This window comes from Kribbella sp. NPDC048915 (assembly GCF_040649595.1).
Taxonomy (GTDB): domain Bacteria; phylum Actinomycetota; class Actinomycetes; order Propionibacteriales; family Kribbellaceae; genus Kribbella.
Genome location: NZ_JBEZFT010000001.1, coordinates 66,612 through 88,762, shown reverse-complemented (window position 1 = coordinate 88,762; position 22,151 = coordinate 66,612). Strand labels below are relative to the sequence as shown.

The 22,151-nt window shown below is 68.4% G+C and carries 15 protein-coding genes; 3 read left to right on the top strand and 12 right to left on the bottom strand.

Annotation, left to right across the window (positions count from 1 at the left end):
• Nucleotides 1-2: 2 nt before the first annotated feature.
• The 7 genes from AB0B82_RS00395 to AB0B82_RS00365 are packed head-to-tail and all read right to left on the bottom strand — an operon-like array spanning nt 3 to nt 10,069.
• A complete protein-coding gene (locus tag AB0B82_RS00395) occupies nt 3-1,517 on the bottom strand; it encodes an extracellular solute-binding protein (protein WP_360160812.1) in 1,515 nt (504 codons plus the stop codon).
• A 13-nt stretch (nt 1,518-1,530) separates the two neighbouring features.
• Entirely contained in the window at nt 1,531-2,538 is a 1,008-nt protein-coding gene (locus tag AB0B82_RS00390) for an oligopeptide/dipeptide ABC transporter ATP-binding protein (protein ID WP_360160810.1), read from the bottom strand.
• Entirely contained in the window at nt 2,535-3,530 is a 996-nt protein-coding gene (locus tag AB0B82_RS00385) for an ABC transporter ATP-binding protein (protein ID WP_360160808.1), read from the bottom strand. The genes AB0B82_RS00390 and AB0B82_RS00385 overlap by 4 nt, the downstream gene beginning before the upstream one ends.
• 8 nt (nt 3,531-3,538) lie before the next feature.
• Nucleotides 3,539-4,669, bottom strand: coding sequence for an ABC transporter permease (locus tag AB0B82_RS00380; RefSeq protein WP_360160806.1), 1,131 nt, complete (start codon nt 4,667-4,669; stop codon nt 3,539-3,541).
• Between the two features lie 6 nt (nt 4,670-4,675).
• Nucleotides 4,676-5,674, bottom strand: coding sequence for an ABC transporter permease (locus AB0B82_RS00375; protein ID WP_360160804.1), 999 nt, complete (start codon nt 5,672-5,674; stop codon nt 4,676-4,678).
• On the bottom strand, nt 5,674-7,665 hold the full coding sequence (locus AB0B82_RS00370; RefSeq protein ID WP_360160802.1) for an ABC transporter substrate-binding protein: 1,992 nt from the start codon (nt 7,663-7,665) through the stop codon (nt 5,674-5,676). The genes AB0B82_RS00375 and AB0B82_RS00370 overlap by 1 nt, the downstream gene beginning before the upstream one ends.
• Nucleotides 7,666-7,675: 10 nt before the next feature.
• Nucleotides 7,676-10,069: an Ig-like domain-containing protein gene (locus tag AB0B82_RS00365; protein WP_360160800.1), complete on the bottom strand. Its 2,394-nt coding sequence runs from the start codon at nt 10,067-10,069 to the stop codon at nt 7,676-7,678.
• 225 nt (nt 10,070-10,294) lie between these two features.
• On the opposite strand from AB0B82_RS00365, the gene AB0B82_RS00360 reads away from it, so the two are divergent.
• Nucleotides 10,295-12,055: a beta-L-arabinofuranosidase domain-containing protein gene (locus tag AB0B82_RS00360; protein WP_360160798.1), complete on the top strand. Its 1,761-nt coding sequence runs from the start codon at nt 10,295-10,297 to the stop codon at nt 12,053-12,055.
• Nucleotides 12,052-14,871, top strand: a complete 2,820-nt coding sequence (locus AB0B82_RS00355; protein WP_360160796.1) for a glycoside hydrolase family 2 TIM barrel-domain containing protein — start codon at nt 12,052-12,054, stop codon at nt 14,869-14,871. Before AB0B82_RS00360 ends, AB0B82_RS00355 begins: the two co-directional genes overlap by 4 nt.
• Here the strand turns inward: AB0B82_RS00355 and AB0B82_RS00350 are convergent.
• Together AB0B82_RS00350 and AB0B82_RS00345 are read right to left on the bottom strand one after the other, a co-directional pair.
• Nucleotides 14,855-16,942 (bottom strand): DUF6351 family protein, encoded by a 2,088-nt coding sequence (locus tag AB0B82_RS00350; RefSeq protein WP_360160794.1) that lies wholly within the window; start codon nt 16,940-16,942, stop codon nt 14,855-14,857. The two genes, AB0B82_RS00355 and AB0B82_RS00350, sit on opposite strands and share 17 nt — an antisense overlap.
• A gap of 95 nt (nt 16,943-17,037) precedes the next feature.
• Complete coding sequence (locus tag AB0B82_RS00345) at nt 17,038-18,072, bottom strand: methyltransferase (RefSeq protein ID WP_360160792.1); 1,035 nt, start codon at nt 18,070-18,072, stop codon at nt 17,038-17,040.
• Between AB0B82_RS00345 and AB0B82_RS00340 the strand changes: the two genes are divergently transcribed.
• Entirely contained in the window at nt 17,963-19,540 is a 1,578-nt protein-coding gene (locus AB0B82_RS00340; protein ID WP_360160790.1) for an alpha/beta hydrolase family protein, read from the top strand. The two genes, AB0B82_RS00345 and AB0B82_RS00340, sit on opposite strands and share 110 nt — an antisense overlap.
• A 224-nt stretch (nt 19,541-19,764) precedes the next feature.
• Here AB0B82_RS00340 and AB0B82_RS00335 read toward each other — a convergent pair whose 3' ends face one another.
• The 3 genes from AB0B82_RS00335 to atpD form a co-directional block, all read right to left on the bottom strand.
• The gene (locus tag AB0B82_RS00335; protein WP_360160788.1) at nt 19,765-20,196 is read right to left on the bottom strand and encodes a DUF2550 domain-containing protein; all 432 of its coding nucleotides are present in this window, start codon (nt 20,194-20,196) and stop codon (nt 19,765-19,767) included.
• Nucleotides 20,197-20,293: 97 nt separating this feature from the next.
• On the bottom strand, nt 20,294-20,695 hold the full coding sequence (locus AB0B82_RS00330; protein WP_360160786.1) for a F0F1 ATP synthase subunit epsilon: 402 nt from the start codon (nt 20,693-20,695) through the stop codon (nt 20,294-20,296).
• A gap of 1 nt (nt 20,696) precedes the next feature.
• Nucleotides 20,697-22,151 (bottom strand): F0F1 ATP synthase subunit beta, encoded by a 1,455-nt coding sequence (atpD, locus tag AB0B82_RS00325; RefSeq protein WP_360160784.1) that lies wholly within the window; start codon nt 22,149-22,151, stop codon nt 20,697-20,699.

Here is a 22,151-nt window from a genome sequence, read left to right as displayed (position 1 = left end):
GGTCACCAGGTCAGCCCGCGCGCGACCTGCGCCTGGATGTAGTCGGGGACGTCCTGGGTCTCGGTGACCAGCAGCGACGAGTCGACGTCCATGCCGTCCTTCAGGACGTGCTGCCGGAACACCTTGTACAGCGGGATGTCCCAGAACTCCGTGTTCCGGTAGTTCTTGATCACCGCGTTCTCCCCCCAGTACACGGCCGACGTGTCGATGTTCGCCAGCTCCGGGATCGCCGTACCGAACGCGTCCACGACGGCGTCGGTCTTGAGCACGGACTTCATGCCGTACGACGAGATCCGCGTCTGCATCTCCTCCGAGACCAGGTACTTGACCACGTCCAGCGCCTGCGCCTGGTGCTGCGACTGCGGTGGGATGAATGCCGCCCGGGTGTCCGGCTGGTAGATCGTCGTCGAGCCGCGGGACAGCACCGGCATCGAGGTGACGCCGATCTTGACGCTCTTCGCCCACTCGGCGAACTGCTCGGCGTCGTCCTCCTCGACGTAGTACGGGCTGAGCGCGTAGGCGTTGAGCTTCGACAGGTTGTTCACCGCCATCGCGAGATGGCCGGGGAAGCTCATGTCGCCCTTGAAGAAGTCGTCCACCGTGGTGAAGTTGTTCCGCGGGATCATCAGGAAGCGGTACAGGTTGTTCGCGACCTGCTTCCACTCCGCGCTGGTCAGGTTGACCCGTACGTCCTCGGGTGCCGGCTGCTCGCTGTCGCCGGGCACGAACGGGTACAGCCCCAGCTGGTTCATCGCCAGATAGTTGTCCGGGTGCTGCATGTAGCCCTTGTAGTGGTCGATCCCGACCTGCCGCGTGAGTTTCTGCGCGAGCCGGTAGATCTCGTCGTACGTCGAACCCACCGAGGGGTACCGCACGCCGAACTTGTCGAAGATCAGCTTGTTGTAGAACAGCAGGCTCTCGTCGATCCACAGCGGGACGCCGTACAGTCCGCCGTCGGAGCGGGACCTGATCTGCTCGACCGCGCCGCGGTTCAGGGCGTTCAGGTCGATCCCGGCGCCCTGCACCAGCGCCGTGATGTCCTGGGTCCAGCCAAGCGGTTCGAGATCTCGGTCGATCCGCAGCCGCGGGTCCTCCAGAATCAGGTCCGGCACCCGGCCGGCCTTGGCGATGTCCTCGTAGCGGATCGGGTAGTCCCAGGTCGCGTACTTCAGCTTGACGTCCGGGAACTTCGCCCGGATCGCGTCCCCGAACACCGCGTCGAAGAACCGGGTCGCCTCGCGGCCGTCGTCGTCACCGCCGAGCTCGAACGGTTTGAAGTTCGCCGCGAACACGAACAGTTCGTCGTCGGCCACCGAGAACGGTTTGCCGTACTTGTTCGGAATCTCCACCACACCGGCCGCCGACCGCGCACCGGCGCGCGGGACAGCGGTCGTCGAACCGGCCGCGGCGGGCGTGGCCTGCACCGTGCTCTGCAGCGCGCCGCCGAACGCGGCCAGGCCGCCGATCAGTGCGCCGTTGCGCAACAGACCACGACGGGACAGATTTCCTTCGGACATGGACGGACCTTTCTCACGGGGCGGTGGTGTCCGCGAGGACACCCTTCAGGTCCAGCTGTTCGGCGAGGTGGCACGCGACTTTGCGGCCGCCGAGCTCGCGCAGCTGTGGGACTTCGGTCGCACACCGCTGCTCGGCGTACCCGCACCGCGGATGGAACGGGCAGCCGGCCGGCACCTTCGACGGATCCGCGATCTCACCGCGCAGCTTGATCCGCTCGCGCAGACCGCGCGACGCCGGATCCGGATCCGGTACGGCGCTCAGCAGCGCCTCGGTGTACGGGTGCAAGGGCTTGGCGTACAGCTGCTCGGTCGAGCCGCTCTCGACGAGCTTGCCGACATACATCACCGCGACGTCGTCGGCGACGTGCTCGACGATGCCCAGATCGTGGGAGACGAACAGGTAGGTCAGCCCGGACTCCTCCTGCAGGTCGCGCAGCAGGTTCAGGATCTGCGCCCGGACCGACACGTCGAGCGCACTGACGGCCTCGTCGGCGACCACCAGCCGCGGCTCGGTCGCCAGCGCCCGCGCGATCACCACCCGCTGCCGCTCGCCGCCGCTGAACGCGTGCGGGTAGCGGTGCGCGTACTCCGCCCGTAGCCCGACGCGACGCAGCAGCGCGGCGACCCGGTCGTCGATCTCGTCGCGTGAACCCGCCTCCTGGACCTTCAACGGCTCGGCGATGATGTCGCGCAGCGTCTTGCGCGGATCGAGGGACGAGTGCGGGTCCTGGAAGATCAGCCGGACCTGCGCACGGTACGGCTTCAACTCCTTCTCGCTCAACGGCGCCAGGTCGACACCGTCGAACATGATGCTGCCCGCGGTCGGCTCGTACGCCCGGACGATGCAGCGACCGAGCGTGGTCTTGCCGCACCCCGACTCGCCGACGAGCCCGAGCGTCCGGCCGGCGCCGATCGACAGGTCGACACCGTCGACCGCCTTCACGACCCCGCGGTTGCGTCCGAAGAACCCGCCGTGCATCGGGAAGTGCATGGACAGCTCACGGGTCTCGAGCAGATTCATCGCCCCTCCTCGCCGTACAGCAGGCACGCGACATCGATCCCGTCGCTGCGGACCCGGGCCGGGACCGTGGTGTCGCAGGTGCCGGCCATGAATGCGTCGCAGCGCGGGTGGAAACGGCAGCCCGACGGACGCTCGTACGGCGGCGGCACGGTCCCCCGCACCGCGACCAGCCGCTCCCGCCCGCGCAGGCCGAGCCGCGGCACCGAGCGCACCAGCGCCTGCGTGTACGGGTGCTTCGGCCGACTCAGTACGGCGGACGCGGGCCCCTGTTCCACCACTTCGCCGAGGTACATCACCGCGACCTCGTCCGCGACCTGCGCCGCGACGCCGAGGTCGTGCGTGATCAGCATGATCGCCATCCCCAGCTCCTGCTGCAGATCCTGGAGCAGGTCCAGGATCTGCGCCTGCGTGGTGACGTCGAGCGCGGTCGTCGGCTCGTCGGCGATCAGCAACCGCGGACGGCAGGACAGCGCCATCGCGATCATCGCGCGCTGCCGCATCCCGCCGCTGAGCTCGAACGGGTACGAGTCGACCCGGCGCTGCGGATCGGGGATGCCGACGCGTTGCAGCATCTCGATCGCCCGCTCCCGCGCGGCCTGCTTGCCGACGTTCTCGTGCAGCCGGACGGCCTCGACGATCTGGTCGCCGACCGTGTGGACCAGGCTCAGCGAGGCCATCGGCTCCTGGAACACCATCGCGATGTCGGCCCAGCGCACCTGCCGCAGCCGCTTGTCCTTGGCCGCGAGCAGGTCCAGCGGCTCGCCGCTCGCGTCGTCGTACAGCAGCACCTCGCCGCCGACGATCCGGGCCGGCTTCTCGACCAGGCGCAGGATCGACCGTGCGGTGACGCTCTTGCCGCAGCCCGATTCACCGACCACGGCCAGCGTGCGCCCGCGCCGTACGGTCAGGCTGACGCCGTCGACCGCCTTCACCACACCGTCCCCGAGCTCGAAATGCGTCCGAAGCTCACGGACTTCCAACAACGGTTGCATGGGAGCTCCTACTTGTAGGGATCGGCGGCGTCGCGCAGGCCGTCACCGACGAAGTTCATGGCGAGCACGACGACCACGACCGCGAGGCCCGGGGTCAGCAGCCAGGGCGCGGTGGCAATGGCGCGTACGTTCTGCGCACCCTCGAGCAGCACCCCCCAACTGACCGCCGGCGGCTGCAGCCCGAGGCCGAGGAAGGACAGGCTGGTCTCGCCGAGGATCATCCGCGGCACCGCCATCGACACCGACGCGATGATGTGACTGGCGAACGACGGCACCATGTGCCCGAAGATGATCCCGGTTCGGCCGACCCCGTCCAGCCGGGCCGCCATCACGAAATCCTCCTCGCGCAGGCTCAGGAACCGGCCGCGGACGTCCCGGGCCAGACCGGTCCACCCGATCAGCGACAGGATCACGGTGATCGCGAAATACCTGGTCAACGGCCCCCAGCTGCCGGGCAGGGCGGCCGACAGCGCCATCCACAGCGGCAGCGTCGGGATCGACATGATGAACTCGATGACCCGCTGGATGATGTTGTCGGTGGTCCCGCCGAGGTACCCGGAGATGCCGCCGATCAGCATCCCGAGCACGAAGCTCGCGAACACCCCGACCAGACCGATCGACAACGACACCCGGGCGCCGTGGATCAGCCGGGACAACAGATCCCGCCCCGAGTGATCCGCCCCGACCAGGAAGAACGCTTCGCCGGCCGTCGCCGGACCGATCAGGTGGATGTCGGACTTGATCGGGCCCAGGATCGAGTACTCGTCACCGCGGACGAACCATCCGATGTCGACGATCTTCGAGCGATCCACGGTGAACGTCTGCTCGAAGGTCTCCGCGTTGCGTGTCGACGAGAACCCGTACACGAACATGCCGTGCTCGGCGTCGATGTGGATCCGCTGCGGCGGGGCGTACGGCAACGCGGTGTGCGCGGTGTCCGGGTTCGCCGGTGCGAAGAACCCGGCGAAGATCGCGACGAAGTAGATCGGGACCAGCACGATCAACCCGATCAGCGCCAGCCGGTGCCGGCGGAACTGCCGCCACATCAGCCGCCACTGCGGCAGCGCGCCGTGGTCCCGCAGGCTCTTGACCACCTCTTCCTGCGGAGCCGGAGCGATCGTCTCGGTCTGCTGCGCCATGCGGATCTATCCCTTCTGGAACCGGGCGCGGATCCGCGGATCCCACCAGGCCAGTGCGAGGTCGCTGAGCATCGTGCCGATCACCGTGAGCGTGCTGAGGATCAGCACGAAGCTGCCGACCAGGTACATGTCCTGGCTCTTCACCGCCCCGAGCAGCAGCGGACCACTGGTCGGCAGGCTCATCACGACCGACACGATCGTCTCGCCGCTGATCAGCCCGGGCAGCAACCAGCCGACGGTGCTGAAGAACGGGCTGAGCGACATCCGGACCGGGTACTTGAGCAACAGCTTCCACTCCGGCAGACCCTTCGCCCGGGCGGTCGCGACGTACGGCTTGTGGAGTTCGTCGAGCAGGTTGGCCCGGGTGATCCGGATCAGCCCCGCCGTCCCGGCGACCCCGACCACCACGATCGGGATCCACAGGTGCGACAGCAGGTCGAGCAGTTTGCCCAGGTTCCAGGCCGCGTCGGCGTACTCCGGGGAGAACAGTCCGCCGACGCTCTGGCCGAAGTACCGGAACCCGATGTACATCATCACCAGCGCGAGCATGAACTCCGGGACGGCCATCCCGATGAAGCCGAGGAACGACGCCACGTAGTCGCCGCCGGAGTACTGCCGCAGCGCGCTGTAGATGCCGATCGGGAACGCGATCGACCAGACGAACAACAGACTCGCGAGCGACAGCACCATCGAGAGCAGCACCCGGTTGCCGATCAGGCTGGCCACCGACTGGTTCCAGGCGAACGACTGCCCGAGGTCACCGTGCAGCACCACCCCCGAGATCCAGGTGAAGTACTGCACCAGGAACGGCTTGTCGAGCCCGTAGTGCCGCTTCAGCTCGGCGATCTGCGAGTCCGGGATGTCCTGGCCGCGCGCCTCGGCGTTCGCGATCACCGTGGTGGTGTAGTCGCCCGGCGGCAACTTGATCACCACGAACGTGACGAACGAGATCGCCGCGAGCGTGATCACCATCCAGACCAGCCGCCGGGCCACGAACCGCAGCATTACTGCCCGATCGCGAACTGCTCGGGGTGGACGATGCCCGGGGCGACGGCCTCGATCATCGTCTCGGGCACGTTGTGGAAGTCGTTCTTCACCACACCGTAGGTGTTCGGGACCGAGCTGATGCCGATGTAGTAGAACTGGTCGGCCGCGATCTGCAGGATCTCCTTGCCGAGCTCCAGCGTCTTCGCCGGGTCCGGCTCCTGCCGCGCCTTGGTGAACAGCTCCATCTGCTTCTGCACCTCCGCCGGCGGCTCGGTGCCTTCCTCGCCGCGGGACTGGTACCACTGCGCCCACTCGATCGCGTACCGCGCGCTGCCGTCGTTCGTGGGCACCCAGTAGTGGTCACCACCGGTGCCGGTCGGCAGCACGAAGGTGCCGCAGGTCCAGGTCCCGGCGTCGTGATCGTTGGCCTTGACCCGTTCCTTGTACAGGTCCTCGCTGACCGCCTGCGTGCGTAGCTCGATCCCGACCGCCGCCCAGCGCTTCTTGACGAACTCGACCGCCTCGACGTGATCCGGGAACGACTCGCTGACCAGGACGGTGACCGAGACCGGCTTGCCGTCCGCCGCGAGCCGCTTGCCGTCCGGCGACTTCTTCGTCAGGCCGGCCGCGTCCAGGTGCTGGTTCGCCTTCGCGACGTCGTACTCCAGGAACTGGGTGGCCAGCTGCTCGTTGTAGTACGGCGAATCCTTCGGTGGGGCGCCCTGCCACGGCTCGCCCTGCCCCGCGTACACCGCGTCGATGACCTCCTTGCGGTTGATCGCGTGCGACAGGCCGGCCCGGAACTCCTTGTTCGCGAACAGCGTCCGCTTGGCCGGGTTCTTGTGCGTCATGTTGATGCCGATGACCATCGTGTTGGTCAGCACCGTCGGCACCTCGAAGATCCGGTAGTTGCCCTTCTCCCGGTTCTGCGCGACGACCGGCTTGTTCTGCGGTGTCCCGAAGTTGCGGTACTGCATGCCGAACTCGCCGTTCATCACCTTGAGCAGCTCGACCTGGGCGTCCTGCACGACCTCGACGCGGCAGCTGTCGATGTACGGCAGCTGCCTCCCCTGGTCGTCGACCTTCCAGTAATACGGGTTCCGGGTCAGGGTGACCGCGGAGCCCTTGCCGAGCGGCGTGGTCACGTGCCACGGTCCGAGCGTCGGTTGGTCCGGATTCGTCCACGGGTTCTGCTTCTGGTTGAACAGGTCGGTCCAGCTGCCGACGCCGGCCTTCTTCGCCAGCACATTCGCGTCCTTGTTGTACTTCAGGTGGAACTGCTGGAAGTAGTGCTTCGGCAGCAGCATCCCGTAGGCGCCTTCGCGGAGGAAGATGCCGTCGGCGATCTGACCGAGCAGCGACGGCTGCGGCGCGGTGTAGGTCAGCCGGACGGTGCGCGCGTCGACCTTCTCCACCGTGGCGATCTTCTGCGTGTCCGGCGACAGGAACGCGTCGTAGATGCCGTCCGGGTGCAGACCCGCGTCACACTGCACCTCGAGGATCGTGAACATCATGTCGTCGGCCGTGCACGGCTTCCCGTCGGACCACTTCAGGCCCTCGCGCAGCGTGAAGGTGAACACCTTGCTGTCGGCATCGACGGTGAACTCGGCGGCGTTCGACTCCATCTCGTCGTACCCCGGCTTGCCGGTCTTGTCCGGCTTCCAGCGCACCAGCGGCTCGTAGTTCATCGCGTACCACAGCCACTGGGTGTCCTCCTGCGTCAGCATGGCGGATCGCCAGGTTCCGCCGTACTGCGCCTTGCCCTCGACGGGTGTGATCACCGGCGGATTCTTCGGCAGCCGGTCCGCGAGTGCGGGCAGCGATCCCTTGTCCACCAGAGCTTTCAGCATCGGCGACTCCTTCTCGCCGGTCGCGGCGGCCTGGGCGCCGCCGCCGCTGGGCGCGGTGTCGAAGAAGCTGCACCCGCCGGCGGCCGTGACCGCCAGCAGGCCGAGTCCGCCCTGCAGCAGCCGGCGCCGGTCGATCGTGCGTTGAATCTTGTCGGACATGGCGTCCACCTCACTGCTGCTCGAGCGTGATGTTGCTGAACTGCGCGGTCCCGTAGTCGACCAGGCCGTTGCCGGCCTGGCCGCCGTCGATGGCGAAACCGATGTAGAAGGACCGGCTCGGCATCATGATCTTTTCGTAGCCGAAGCGGTCCCACGTGACCTGATCCGTGGAGATGAAGGCCTCGAACTCGACTTCGCGGGCCTGCGGGCGCTCGCGCCGCAGCAGCCGAAGCCAGTACACCTTCGCGGGGTCCAGGTAGCTGTCGTCCCACGGCCACGGGCCGACACTCGGCACCGCACCGTGGGTCTGGATCCGGATCGCCTGCGCCTTCATCCCGCCGTCGTCGGTGGCGGTCGGCGAAGCGTTCGCGTTGTCGTTGACCGTGCCGTACCCGCCGCCGACACCGAAGCCGATCCCGCCGTACATGTACGGGGCGGCCGGGTCCAGCGAGTCGCGGATCATCAGGCCCGCGGTCAGGCCGTTGGCGATCTTGCTGATCTTGTCCAGCCGGGCGGTCAGCTGCGACACCGCGCCGGCGCCGCCGGCCTGAAGCTTGCGGTAGACGTAGTGGAAGTTGCTCGTCCGTCCGTAGATGCGGCCCGACCCCTTGATGGTCAGCACGCCGCTGTCCAGGTTGCCCGATCCCGGCAGCGGCGGTTTGCCGACCGACGCGGACGTCCAGCCGGGAGATCCGGTCTGGCGGTTCACGTGCACCTGGATCGCGCTCGACTGGGTCGCCGTACCGTTCTCGTCGGTGGCTCGTGCCGTCAGCCAGTAGGAGCCGTCGGCAACGTTCTTCCACTGGACCTGGTACGGCGCCATGGTCGCGGTGCCGACCAGCTGATCGCCGACGTAGAACTCGACCTTCGCGAGCCGGCCGCCCTTCGCGGGCGCGGCGTCGGCCTTGAGCGTCACGGTCGGCGCGGTCCGGCCCGCGATCACCTGGTCGTACGCCGGGCCGGTGATCCGGACGGTCGGGTTGCCGACCGGGTCCGGAACCAGTGAGTTGAGGTAGTTCTCCAGGTAGGTGTAGCCGTTCGGGGCGATCCGCTGCGCGTCGGACGGGTCGTTGGGGTCCAGGCCGTTCGCCTCCTCCCACCAGTCCGGGATGCCGTCGTGGTCGGAGTCCACCGGCGCCTCGGTCTGCACCAACTCCGGGAAACCGCCGACTTCTTTCTGCGAGTTGATCAGCCGCCCGGTGCCGTTGCGGACCTCGGCGACCACGCGGGCGTCGGCCGCATCCCGCTTCGGCAGGATCGCGCCGGCGTTCGCCAGTACGGCGTCGTACGCCTTGCGCGCCGATTCGACCGCACCGCGGCCCGGGATCGGCTGCGGTTGCGCGAGTTCTACGATGCCGCCGATCGGGTAGCGGATACCGCGGCGGTTGTGCGCGGTGACGTCGGGACGACCGTCGACATGGTTCCCGGCGATGTACCACTGGCCGCCGCGGTTCGCGCTCACCACCACCGGCGCGACCTCGTCCAGCGTGGTCGGGCCCGGCTTGTAGTAGTTGTTCATGATGTTGATGCCGTTGGCCCACTCGCCGCCGTACACCGAGGTGTACGCGTGGTCGTAAACCACGTTGTTGTAGTGGTCGACCTCGAGGTTGATGCCCTCGGTGTACCCGAACCGCGGCTGCCGGCCGCCCTGATGCGCGATCAGGTTGTGGTGGTAGGTGTTCCGCTCGCCACCCCAGATGCCGCCGTACCCGTGCCGGCTCTTCGGATGCGCCGACAACGCGAGGCCTTCGGCGACGATGCACCACTGGACCGTGACGTCGAAGTTGCCGTACGGCGAGAGGCACTCGTCGACCGCCCAGCTGAACGAGCAGTGGTCGATGATCAGGTTGCGGATCTGCGGGCTCACCGAACCGGGCACGTTGGTGTTGAACGCGTCGTCCGCGACCGCGTTCGCGTCCCCGAGCCGGAAGCGCAGGTAGCGGATCACGATGTCGTGCGCACCGCCGGCGATGTTGGTGCCGTAGCCCGCCACGCAGATCCCGCCACCGGGAGCGGTCTGTCCGGCGATCGTCAGGTTGTTGCCGGCGATCTTCAGTCCGGACTCCAGCTGGATCGTGCCGGAGACGCGGAACACGACCGTCCGGTCGGAGCCCGACACCGCGTCGCGCAGCGACCCGGGTCCGGAATCGGCCAGCGTGGTGACCTCGTACACGCTGCCGCCGCGGCCACCCTTGGACCACTTGCCCGCACCTTCGGCACCGGGGAACGCCGGCAAGCGATCGTCGTCGCCCGCCGCAGCGCCAGTGGCGGCGTTCGCAACGCCCATCGGCGTGATCCCGAAGGCGGCGGCGCCGACCGCCGCCGCACCGGTGCCGACGAAGCCACGGCGCGACCACCCGGAAGGGGTCGGAGGGGATGTCTCGGTCGTTCGTCCAGGTCTCATCGCACAGGCCTCGCTCTCGGCAGGGGGCGGCTGCTGACAGATCGCGCAGCTGAATATCTAGTCAAGTCCGAATGGAACGACGGCCTCATGGTCGAGGAGGTGACAACGGGATGTCAAGGGCGTGACGCGGAGAAGTTGCAATCGTTTGCATTCTGCGCGATTTCAAGCCGCAATCGTTTGCACGAGATCTTGCCGGAGGCTGCCGGTGGTGGTTACCTTGCGCCCATGCCCTTGCGCCCACTCCCCCACGGCAGCACCACCATCAACGGCGGATTCTGGCTGGAACGCCAGCGCGTCAACCGCGACATCACCATCCCGGCCGCCGCGCGACGCCTCGAGGAAACCGGCACGCTGGCGAACTTCCGCCGGGCCGCGGGACAGCAACCGGGCGCAACGTTCGCGGGCAAGCTGTTCGCGGACACCGACGTCTACAAGTGGCTCGAAGCGATCGCCTGGGAGCAGGCCCGTGAACCGTCCGCGCGGCTGGCCGGATGGCAGACCGACGCGACCGCGTTGGTCGCGTCGGCACAGGAACCCGATGGCTACCTCAACACCCACACGCGGCTCGCGCTGAACGGTCAGCGGTACGGCGACCTGGAGAAGGGGCATGAGCTGTACTGCGCCGGGCACCTGTTCCAGGCTGCCGTGGCGCAGGTCCGGGCCACCGGGGATCGCGCACTGCTCGACGTCGCCTGCCGGTTTGCCGACCACTTGTGCAAGACGTTCGGACCGGGGCGGCGCGAGGGCATCGACGGGCATCCGTTGATCGAGATGGCGCTCGTCGAGTTGTACCGCGAGACCGGCGCCACGTCGTACCTCGATCTCGCGTCGTACTTCGTCGGAGCGCGCGGGCACGGACTGCTGACGCCGCCCGGTCACCACGGTCCGGCGTACTTCCAGGACCATCTGCCGGTGCGCGACGTCCGGACGATCGCGGGGCACGCGGTGCGCGCGCTCTACCTCGCTGCGGGCGCCACGGACGTTGCGGTGGAGACTGGGGACACCGAGTTGCTCGACGCGCTGCAGGCAACGTGGGCGGCCATGGTCGAGAGCCAGCTGTACCTGACCGGCGGGGCCGGGTCGAGGTGGTACGGCGAAGCGTTCGGCGATCCGTTCGAGCTGCCACCCGATGCGGCGTACTGCGAGACGTGTGCCGCGATCGCGTCGGTGCAGTGGAGTTGGCGACTGCTGCTCGCGACCGGGGAGAGCAAGTACGCCGACCTGATCGAGCGCACGCTCTACAACGCGGTCATCTCCGGGGTGTCGCTGGACGGCGATCGCTTCTTCTACGTGAACACGCTCAAGGTGCGACACAACGCCTTCGCGGACGACCAGCGCTCCGCGGCCGGCGGTCGGCAGCCGTGGTTCGATACCGCGTGCTGTCCGCCGAACGTGATGCGCACGCTGTCGTCGCTCGATCAGCTGATCGCCACGTCGGACGAGGACGGCGTACAACTGCAGCTCTATGCGCCCGGTTCGGTGCGCGTCGGGGCAATCGGTTTCGACGTACAGACCGACTATCCGTGGCACGGCACTGTCCGGGTCCGGATCACGGCGTCGCCGGCGACGCCGTGGACCCTCGGCTTGCGGATCCCGTCGTGGACGGACAGCCATCGGCTGACGATCAACGGGCACGAAGGTCCGCTGCGGCGCGTCTGGTCGGTGGGTGACGAGGTCGTGCTCGAGCTGCCGGTCGCGGCCCGGCGGACCGTTCCCGACGAGCGGATCGACTCGGTCCGCGGCTGTGTCGCGATCGAACGCGGACCGCTGGTGTACTGCTTCGAGCAGCAGGACACCAACGTCGTCCTCGACGCGACCGCAGTAGTGGCAGGCCCGTTGACCGAGCGCGAACGGCCCGGCCTCCTCGGCGGCGTCACCACCGTCGAGGTGCCGGGGCGGGACGGTCCGTTGACCGCGATTCCGTACTTCGCGTGGGCGAACCGCCAGGTCGGCCCGATGACCGTGTGGATCCGGGAGGCCTGGTGAAGTACTGGGAGGATCCCGGTCCGGGGTACGGCGTGCTGCCGGCGCGCGCCGCCGTACGGTCGTCGGCGCCGCGGCTGAGTCTCAACGGGCAGTGGCGGTTCCGGTTTTCGCCGACGGTGGCTCCGGCGGGGTTCGAGGCGGTGGATTTCGACGACTCGGACTGGGACTGGTTGCCCGTCCCTTCCTCGTGGCCGCTGCACGGGTTCGGGCGGCCGGAGTACACCAACCAGAAGTATCCGTTTCCGGTCGATCCGCCGTACGTACCGGACGAGAACCCGATCGGCGATCATCGGCTGTGTTTCGAGCTGCCGGCATCGTGGAGCGGACCGACGGTGCTGCGGTTCGACGGGGTGGACTCGTGCGCGCGCGTCTGGCTGAACGGGGTCGAGCTCGGGGTGACGCGCGGTTCGCGGCTGCCGGCCGAGTTCGCGGTTGACGACGCCCTGCGGCCGGGGCGGAACGTGCTGGCGGTCCGGGTCCACCAGTGGTCGTCGGGGTCGTACCTCGAGGACCAGGACATGTGGTGGCTGCCGGGGATCTTCCGGGACGTCAGCTTGATCTCGCGACCGGTGGACGTGTTCGTGCACGCCGGCTTTGCGGACGGGATCGGCGTACTGCGGCTCTCGTCCGCGGCCGGAGTGGTACGGATCCCGGAGCTCGACGTCGTCACACCGGTCGGGGAGGCGGTGCGGATTCCGGGCGTCGAGCCGTGGTCGGCGGAGGTGCCGCGGTTGTACGACGCGGTCGTGGAGTTGCCGGATCAGCAGGTGTTCCTGCGGATCGGGTTCCGGACCGTGGAGATCGTCGACGGGGTGCTGCGGGTGAACGGGCGGCGAATCGTGTTCCGCGGCGTCAATCGGCACGAGCACGATCCGGTGTTCGGTCGCGCCGTACCGTACGAGCGGTTGCGGGCGGAGCTGCTGGGGATGAAGCGGCACAACATCAACGCGATCCGGACCAGCCACTACCCGCCGGACACGCGGTTGCTGGAACTGTGCGACGAGCTCGGGTTCTGGGTGATGGACGAGTGCGACTACGAGACGCACGGCTTCTACCTGCTCGACTGGGCCGGCAACCCGGCCGACGATGCGCGCTTCCTGGAGGCCTCACTGCATCGGATGCGGCGGACCGTCGAGCGCGACAAGAACCACCCGTGCGTGGTGATGTGGTCGCTCGGGAACGAGGCCGGCGTCGGGTCCAACCTGACCGCGATGGCCGCCTGGACCCGAGAGCGGGACCCGTCCCGGCCGGTGCACTACGAGGGCGATCCGACCTGTGCCGACGTCGACGTGTACAGCCGGATGTATGCGTCGCACGCCGAGGTCGAAGCGATCGGCAAGCGAGCGGAGAAGCCGCTGGCCGATCCTGTGCTCGATGCGCGACGCCGGGCGATGCCGTTCGTGCTCTGTGAGTATTCGCATGCCGGTGGCAACGGTCCTGGTGGTTTGCCGGAGTACGAGGCACTGTTCGACCGGTACGAGCGCTGCCAGGGCGGGTTCCTGTGGGAGTGGATGGAGCACGGGATCCTGCGGGTCGACGGTTCCTACGGGTACGGCGGGGACTTCGGGGAGCAGCTGCACGACGGCACGTATGTGCTGGACGGTTTGGTCTTTCCGGATCTGACACCACAACCCGTGCTTGCCGAGGTGAAGAAGGCCTTCGAACCCGTCCGGCTGTCGGTGAGCGGCGACATCCTCACGATCACCAATCGGTACTCCACCCTTGACACCTCGCACGTTGCTCTGCACTGGGAGGTGGCAGACGAAGGTGAAGTGGTTGCCCTAGGCACGCTTGCGGCGCCGGTGGTGCCTGCCGGTGGCACTGCGACCGTTCGGCTGCCGCAGTTCCCGGCCGCTCAGAACAGGGAGCGCTGGTTGACGGTGCGCGCAGTGCTGGCACGTCCGACCGCGTGGTCGGAGGCCGGTCATGAGCTGACCTTCGCCCAGAGCCAGCTCCGGCCGGGCACTCGTGCCCTGGCCTCTCCCCTGGTTCAGCGATCACCTGGACCGGGGGTACGCGTGGGACCGGGTGTGTTCGATCCGGCGACCGGGCGGTTGACGCGGCTGCACGGATGGGCGGTCGAACACGTCCCACTGGAGTTGTGGCGGGCTCCGACGCAGCATGACGCGCGGACTTGGGACGCCACGACACTCGACCGGATGACGCGCTGGGCGAACGCCGGTCTCGATCGGTTGCGCTACCGCACCGTCTCCGTGGAGCAGACCGACGACGAGCTGACAGTGGTGACCATGGTCGGCGCCGCTGCGACCGACGCTCGCGTGCTGACGACGTACCGCTGGACCAGCGACGGTCATCGACTGGTGGCGGACGTGGAGGTCGAGCCGCTGGGTGAGTGGACCGTTCCGTGGGCGCGCGTCGGCGTCGACTTCGGTGTGCCGGGCGGGTTTCACACGATGACGTGGTACGGATTGGGACCGGGTCAGGCGTATCCCGATGCGCGCGCTGCCGTCCGGGTCGGGCGGTACACCAGCACGATCGACGACCTCCAGGTCCCGTACCTCTACCCGCAGGAGAACGGTGCGCGCGCCGACGTACGGTGGGCCGAGCTGTCCGGATCAGCGGGCCGGCTTCACCTCGCCGGCGACCCCTGTGTTGCGTTGACCGTACGCCGGTGGACAACGGCGCAACTTGCCGCCGCCGATCATCCGGCCGACCTGCGAGCGGGCGACCAGGTCTGGATCACGGTGGACGCCTTGCACCACGGTCTCGGCAGTCCGACCAGCGGTGCGCCGATCCTCCCGCCGTACGACCTCCAACCCCAGCGGTGCCGCTTCCGGTTCAGCTTGGGAAGCTGAGCCAGGTACCTTCCAGCGGTTCCTGGCCGATGCCGCGCTTGGACCAGTCGCACACGCCGTGCGGGAAGATCGAGCGCAGCCGGCTCCACTGGGCGTCGGTGAAACCGCGGTACTCGGAGCGGACCGGGTCGCGGAGCTTGCACTTGACGATGTCGGCCGCGACACCGGCGCCGGCCACCTCGCGCGGGAACGACGCCGACGGGAACAGCTTCTCGCAGCGCGATGCCGGATTGCGATCCAGCGGCTGCTCGACGAACTCGGTCGACTTCGGCACCCGGCAACCCTCGACCAGCGACGAGGGCCGCGCCGCCACGATCTTCTCGATCCGTGGGCGCGGCGTGGTGTCGGCGGTCAGCTGCGTCAGCCAGGCGTCCATCGCGTCGATCGCGTGCCGCAGCAGCGGGCTCTTCGTGCTGAACAGCCCGTACTTCGCGTCCTCGAGCAGGCTCACGTGGTTGGCCGACGTACCGTTCGCCTTCTCCAGCCGCGCGCGCATCGAGAACGTGTGGTACCGCACGTGGATGTCGCCGTTCGCCTGCGTGTCGTAGTACGCCCGGTAATCGATGATCGGCACGTCCTTCAGCCCGCCGCCGCCGTACGTCAGCCGCCCGGTCCGGTACGCCGCCTTCGTCGCCTGCGGATCGGCCACGGTGCGGGACGGTACCAGGTTCGCGTCCGCGTCGAAGCCGCCGATCCGCGCGTTCAGGTCGAGGAACTGCTCGGGCGTGATCGCGCCGGACTTCAGCACCTTCAAGCCGTACTGCACGCCGACGTTGTCCAGCGGCCGGCGCGCGAACCCGGTCGACGGGTCCTTGCCGTAGGCATTGATCGTGTGGTCGAACACGTCACAGCGGGCGCCGTGGGGGTTCGTCACCAGGTCGTAGCGCTGCTCGACCGGCAGATGCGTGCAGTTGCGGCGCGGGTCGATCCGGTTCGCGCTCACCGCCATGCTCGGCAGCGTCGCGTACGTCTGGAAACCGGAGACCTTGCGCTTCTGTTCCTGTGTCCAGTCGATCTTCGCGCTGTCGAAGTACGAGTCCAGCAGCCACGCGTCGCTGATGAACGACACCGTCCCGAAGCCGACCTCCGGGAACGAGCAGCCGACGACGATACCGTCGAAGACGCCCGGGTAGTTGTCGGTGATCTGGTGCGCCTGGTACGACCCACCCGAGCAGCCGAACCCGATCGTGAACTCCGGCCGGCCGTAGTGCTCGACAAACAGTTCCTTGGTCGTCATGGCCGACTCGGCCGCGGTCAGGTCGTTGCAGTTCTGGCCGAAGACGTTCAACGACGAGGACATCAGCGCGTACCCGCGGCCGAGCAGGAACGGGTCGGTGACACCACCGGTCGTCGTACCCGACCGGTACCAACCGCCGGCACAGCCGCCGCCGAGGGTGAACACCGCCCGCCCGTTCCAGCTGGACGAGCGCCGCGTCGGCGTCGGCGCGGGCTCACGCAACGGGTCGTGCAACATCGCGGTCTGGACGACGGCACGGTTCGCGCTGCCGGTCTCCATCCGCACGATGAACGGATCGCCTGCGTCGGTCTCGGCGAGGTCCGCCGGGTACGACCTCGCGCGGGCCGGCCATTTCGCGTACGTGCCGGCCGTGGTGCGGTAGAAGTAGTCGACCCGCGGCGTGATCGTGCAGTCCGCGTCCAGCGGCGCGCCGAGCGTCCCGCCGATCACCGGAAGCGTGAACTTCTCGGTCTCACACCGGAACGGCTGCTCGTGCGGCCCGGAGAACACCGGTCCCTGGCGCGGGTGGTTCCGCACGTCCAGCGTCGTACGGTGACCGTCCACCTCGGCGCGGAGCACGTTCTTGCCCGGTTCGAGGTTGCCGACGAGGCCGGTCAGACCGGTGCCGTCCTCGGCGAAGGTCGACGTGACGTCCTTGCCGTTCAGGGTCACGCGAACGCGCTCGGCTCCGTCCGGAACGGCGACGTGGACCAGCGCGTCGCCGCCGGTCACCATGTCCGGCCGGCCGGACAGGACCTCGAGCCTGACCTCACGGGACGCGACCGCCGGAACCACCGGAACCACCAGGACACCGGCCAGCAAAGCAATGGCCACACGAGCTGCTCGGGAACGAATCACGCGCCCTCCCTCGTACCGACGGCCGTGATCAAGGGTCGGCTGTGCGGGCCGAAACCGTCAACCATTTTCGATTACCGTGACGAGTCAGCAACAACAATGATCGGATGCTGCCCGGCCACCGCAATCTCGTACCGCGCACAAACCCGCCACCCCCGCCGCAGTCCCGCCACCTGCTCCGGCATCACCAACGCCACCAGCAGCCCGTTCAGCGTCCGCCGCCAGGCACGCAGGTACGGTGCCAGATCCCCGATGTACCGCCGCCGATTCCACGGCGGATTGGTGATGATCCGGTCCGCCCTGGCGGTGAGAGTCGCGCTGTCGGCACAGACCCAGTCGATCGCCCGGTCGCCACGATCGCCACGGTCAGTGGCGTAGGTGCCGGCTCGAGCAGCGGAGTGGGCGGCGGCATTGGCACGGGCTGCGGCGACGGCTTCGCGGTCGCGGTCCACGCCGGCGTACCGCGCCCGGGGCTCGATCGCCTGCGCCTCGAGCAGGAGCGTTCCCGCGCCGCAGAACGGATCGAGTACGGCGTGATCCGGCGCGAGGTCCGCGAGCCGCGCCATCGCGGCCGCCACCGGCGGATGCAGGCTGCCTTGTACCGTCCGCCGTCGCCACGGGCGCCGATGCAGCGGTTCGGCGTACGGGCGCCGGGCGACCCACAGCGTCTTCCCGTCGAGCACCACTCTCCAGTCGGTGCGCAGCTCCGGCGGTTTCGCACCACCCCGGCGGGAGTAGTACGCGCCACCCGTCAGCCTCGCCAAACGCTCCCCGACGCAGTCCTCGACGTCATACCGATTGAAGTTCCGCTCCCCCACAAACGACGCCGACACCGCCAACGCACCCTCACCAGCCGGCGCAGTCCGCGCCGCGGCTCTCACCGCCGCAGCCAGCCCTGCCTTCGCCCGTCCCGGGTCCGGCGCCGAGCCGACCACCACGAACAAGTCATCGGCCACCCGCGGCGGCCGCCGCACAAGCGCCCCCGCCTCACCCTCGACGATGAGCTGCCGTTTGGACACCTCGACCACCCGGTGCCCCGCCGCCGCGACCTCGTCGGCCGCCAGTCCTTCCAGTCCCGCCACAGTTCGCACCAGCACGGATGCGCGCATGCCAAATCTCCCGGTGAGCACCCGGAGGCAGCCGAACAGCCGCCCCCGCCTCGCCGGCCAAGGGCACTACGCCACACACGGGCCGACGGAGCTCAGCCCACGCGAAAGAAAAAGCTCTGCATGCGCGGATCCTCCCAAACTCGTGCAGGCCTGCCTACCGGTTTACTGCCGCTCAGCCGTGGTCGTGGTCTCGCCCGCGGGGACCTCCAGGTATGCAGAACCCCGCGTTCCAACGCTGCAACCACCCGAAACCACGACTTCTGCATACCTGCACGTCCAGCCACGCGTGCGCCGGTCCCCGGAAGACCGTTCGGCGCAGATCTCGGGCCGTCGGTCGACGCGGCAGGGCGAGGGGTTGAGCAGGGAGGCTGGAAGGTTTCAACTGCTGGGCGTTGCTGTGAGCAGGATTCCGTCCATCCGCCCTCGGAGGTTGCTCGTGCACGTGAAACTGTCCCGCGTCGCCCGCCCATCGCTCGTCCTCGGCGTCGCCTTGCTGCTCGGACTCTCGCCCCTCGCACCCACCCAGGCCGCCCCACCCCCACCAACCACCCAAACGGCTCAGCTCGCCCAAGCCGGTCAGGCTAGTCCGCGTGGGGCGGAGGTCGTGGGGGTTGAGCAGGTCGCGGACCGGATGGTGGATCTGAGTGTGCGGTCTCAGGCGTTGGGAGGCCGGACAGTGACGGTCCGCCTCCTCACCCCCGACGGCTGGAAACCCGAGGACCGCCGGCAGCATTGGCCGACGTTCTGGTTGCTGCACGGGTGCTGCGGGGACTACACGTCCTGGTCCGGCACCGACATCGCGGAGATCGCGAGCCTGCGCAAGGTCCTCGTCGTGATGCCCGAGGCCGGCTACCAGGGCTGGTACAGCAACTGGTGGAACTACGGCGCCGGCGGCGACCCCGCGTGGGACACCTTCCACACCGTCGAACTGCGGCACCTGCTCGAGCGCGACTGGGGCGCGAGCTCCAACCGCGTCGTGGCCGGTCTCTCGATGGGCGGCCAGGGAGCACTGCTGTACGCCGCGCGCCATCCGGGCATGTTCCGCGCCGCCGCGGCGTACTCGGGCTCGGCCCATCCGCTGCTGAACGACGAGGCGACCAACCGGATCATGGGGTTCTTCGCGCGCCAGGGCAACGACCCGCTCCGCATCTGGGGCGACCCGGTCGCGCAGCGCGGGATCTGGGAGGCGCACGACCCGTACTACCTGGCACACCGCCTCAAGTCGATCCCGGTCTACCTGTCCTGCGGCGACGGTACGGCGGGACCGCTCGACCCGCCCGGCAAGACGGACGCGCTCGAGGCGGACTTCAACCGTCAGAACCACGCCCTGGCCGCAGAGCTCCGACGCCTCGGCGCCAAGCACCTGACCACCAACTTCTACGGACCGGGTACCCACGCCTGGGCGTACTGGCAGCGCGAACTGCACGCCTCGCTCCCAATGCTGCTGACAGCGCTCCGAGTCAGCTGACCGGGGTGCGGGTGACGACCAGGCAGCTCTCGCGGCCGGGTCGCGACTCCAGGAAGGTGAGCAGCTGAACGCTTCGGCCGCAACGCGACCAAAGTAGCCGCTTGCGGTCGCTGCCGGTTGGCAAGTGGTTGGTGCGGTCCTGGTTGCCGCCAAGCTCCCCGCGGCACTCCGCGCCCACCACGAACCGGCCGGTACCGCGCCGAGGCTCCGCGTGGGGTGAGATCTCAGAGGTAGGTCTGGGTGCTGGGTGGAGCGGACTCCATCCAGGCGAGGACGCCGGTGAGGGCTTCCTCGGTCATCGCGAAATGCACGGTGCGATCCCGGAGCTCGACGTCGACGATCACGTGGCCGGCGTACGTCACCAGCGGCTCGTTGCCCATCGGGCGGCGGGTGGTGATGCCCTCGAGCTGACGGCGGTTGACGACGAGCTTCGGCCACCAGGCGAGGCTGAAGACGCGGAACCACTGCAGGTCGTCGCCGACGTACCGGGCCAGGCCGAGAGCCCAGCCGCGGCCGTGCTCCTTGGGAGCCAGTTGCAGGCTGCAATCAAAAGTTCCGCCGTCCCTGGACAACCAGCGACGGCGGAACGCGACAAGCGCAATGAACAGTACGGCGGCAAGCAGACAGACCCCGACGACATCGAGGACTACCCTCATACCTTGCCGACCTCATTTCCGGTGCCCGTGTTCGGTACTGCCCCGGGCACCCCGGAGAACCGTACTGCGTGACGATATTCGATTATGGCAGGTCCGGTCAGGAGGTCTGCTCGGCGGCCCGAACCCTGGCCTCGGCGAGGCGCAGCTCGTCGGCGTCGACGTCGGCCAGACCCGCGGCCAACGCCTGCTCGAGCTCGCGGCGCGCCTCCTCCAGGTCGATGTCGTGACCCATCTCGGCGTTCTCGGCCAGGATCGAGACCCGGTCGTTGGCCACCGAGATGAACCCGTCCGGCGCGGCCGCGACGAAGTACTCGTCGTCGACGGTCCGCACCTGGACGGTGCCGCCCTGCAGCAGACCCAGCAACGGCGCGTGGCCGGGCAGGATGCCGACGTCACCGTCCGTGGTCCGGGCGATCACGATCTTGGCCTGGCCCTGCCACACGGTCCGCTCGGCCGCGACCAGCGCGACCTCGAGGTGCTTGGCAGACTCGTCGGCCATCTCAGTTTTCCTTCTGCAGCTCGGCCCACCTGCGCTCGACGTCCTCGAGCGAACCGACGTTGAAGAAGGCCTGCTCGGCGATGTGGTCGCACTCGCCGTCGACGATCTTCTTGAAGGACTCGATGGTGTCCTTCAGCGGCACGGTCGAACCCGGCACGTTGGTGAACTTCTCGGCCATGTAGGTGTTCTGCGAGAGGAACTGCTCGATCCGGCGCGCCCGCGCGACGGTGATCTTGTCCTCTTCGGAGAGCTCGTCGACACCGAGGATCGCGATGATGTCCTGCAGCTCCTTGTTCTTCTGCAGGATCTGCTTCACCCGGACGGCCACGTCGTAGTGCTCCTGGCCGATGTACTGCGGGTCGAGGATCCGCGACGTCGAGGTCAGCGGGTCCACGGCCGGGTACAGACCACGAGCGGCGATGTCACGCGAGAGCTCGGTGGTCGCGTCCAGGTGCGCGAACGTGGTGGCCGGCGCCGGGTCGGTGTAGTCGTCGGCGGGCACGTAGATCGCCTGCATCGAGGTGATCGAGTGACCGCGGGTCGACGTGATCCGCTCCTGCAGCACGCCCATCTCGTCGGCCAGGTTCGGCTGGTAACCGACGGCGCTCGGCATCCGGCCGAGCAGCGTGGAGACCTCGGAACCCGCCTGGGTGAACCGGAAGATGTTGTCGATGAACAGCAGCACGTCCTGCTGCTTGACGTCGCGGAAGTACTCCGCCATCGTCAGCGCCGACAGCGCGACCCGAAGCCGGGTGCCCGGCGGCTCGTCCATCTGGCCGAACACCAGCGCGGTGTCCTTGAAGACGCCGGCCTCTTCCATCTCGTTGATGAGGTCGTTGCCCTCCCGGGTCCGCTCGCCCACACCGGCGAACACCGACGTACCACCGAAGTTGTGGGCGATCCGGTAGATCATCTCCTGGATCAGAACGGTCTTGCCGACACCCGCGCCGCCGAACAGGCCGATCTTTCCACCCTGCACGTACGGCGTGAGCAGGTCGAGGACCTTGATACCGGTCTCCAGCATCTCGGTCTTGGACTCGAGCTGGTCGAAGGCCGGCGCCTTGCGGTGGATCGGCCAGCGCTCGGTGATCTCGAACTCGGACTCGTCCTGGTTCAGGCACTTGCCGGTCACGGACCACACGCGGCCCTTGGTGACGTCACCGACCGGCACGGAGATCGCCGCGCCGGTGTCGCGCACCTCGGCGCCGCGGACCAGGCCGTCGGTCGGCTTCATCGAGATCGCCCGGACGATGTTGTCGCCGACGTGCAGCGCCACCTCGAGGGTGATCGTCTGGGTGGCGTCGCCGAGGGTGATGTCCACCTCGAGCGCGTTGTAGATGTCGGGCATCGCGTCCGCCGCGAACTCGACGTCGACGACCGGGCCGATCACCCGGGCGACGCGACCGACGCCCGCGGCGCCGGCCTCGTTGTTCTTCTCGGTAACCGTGGCAGTCAT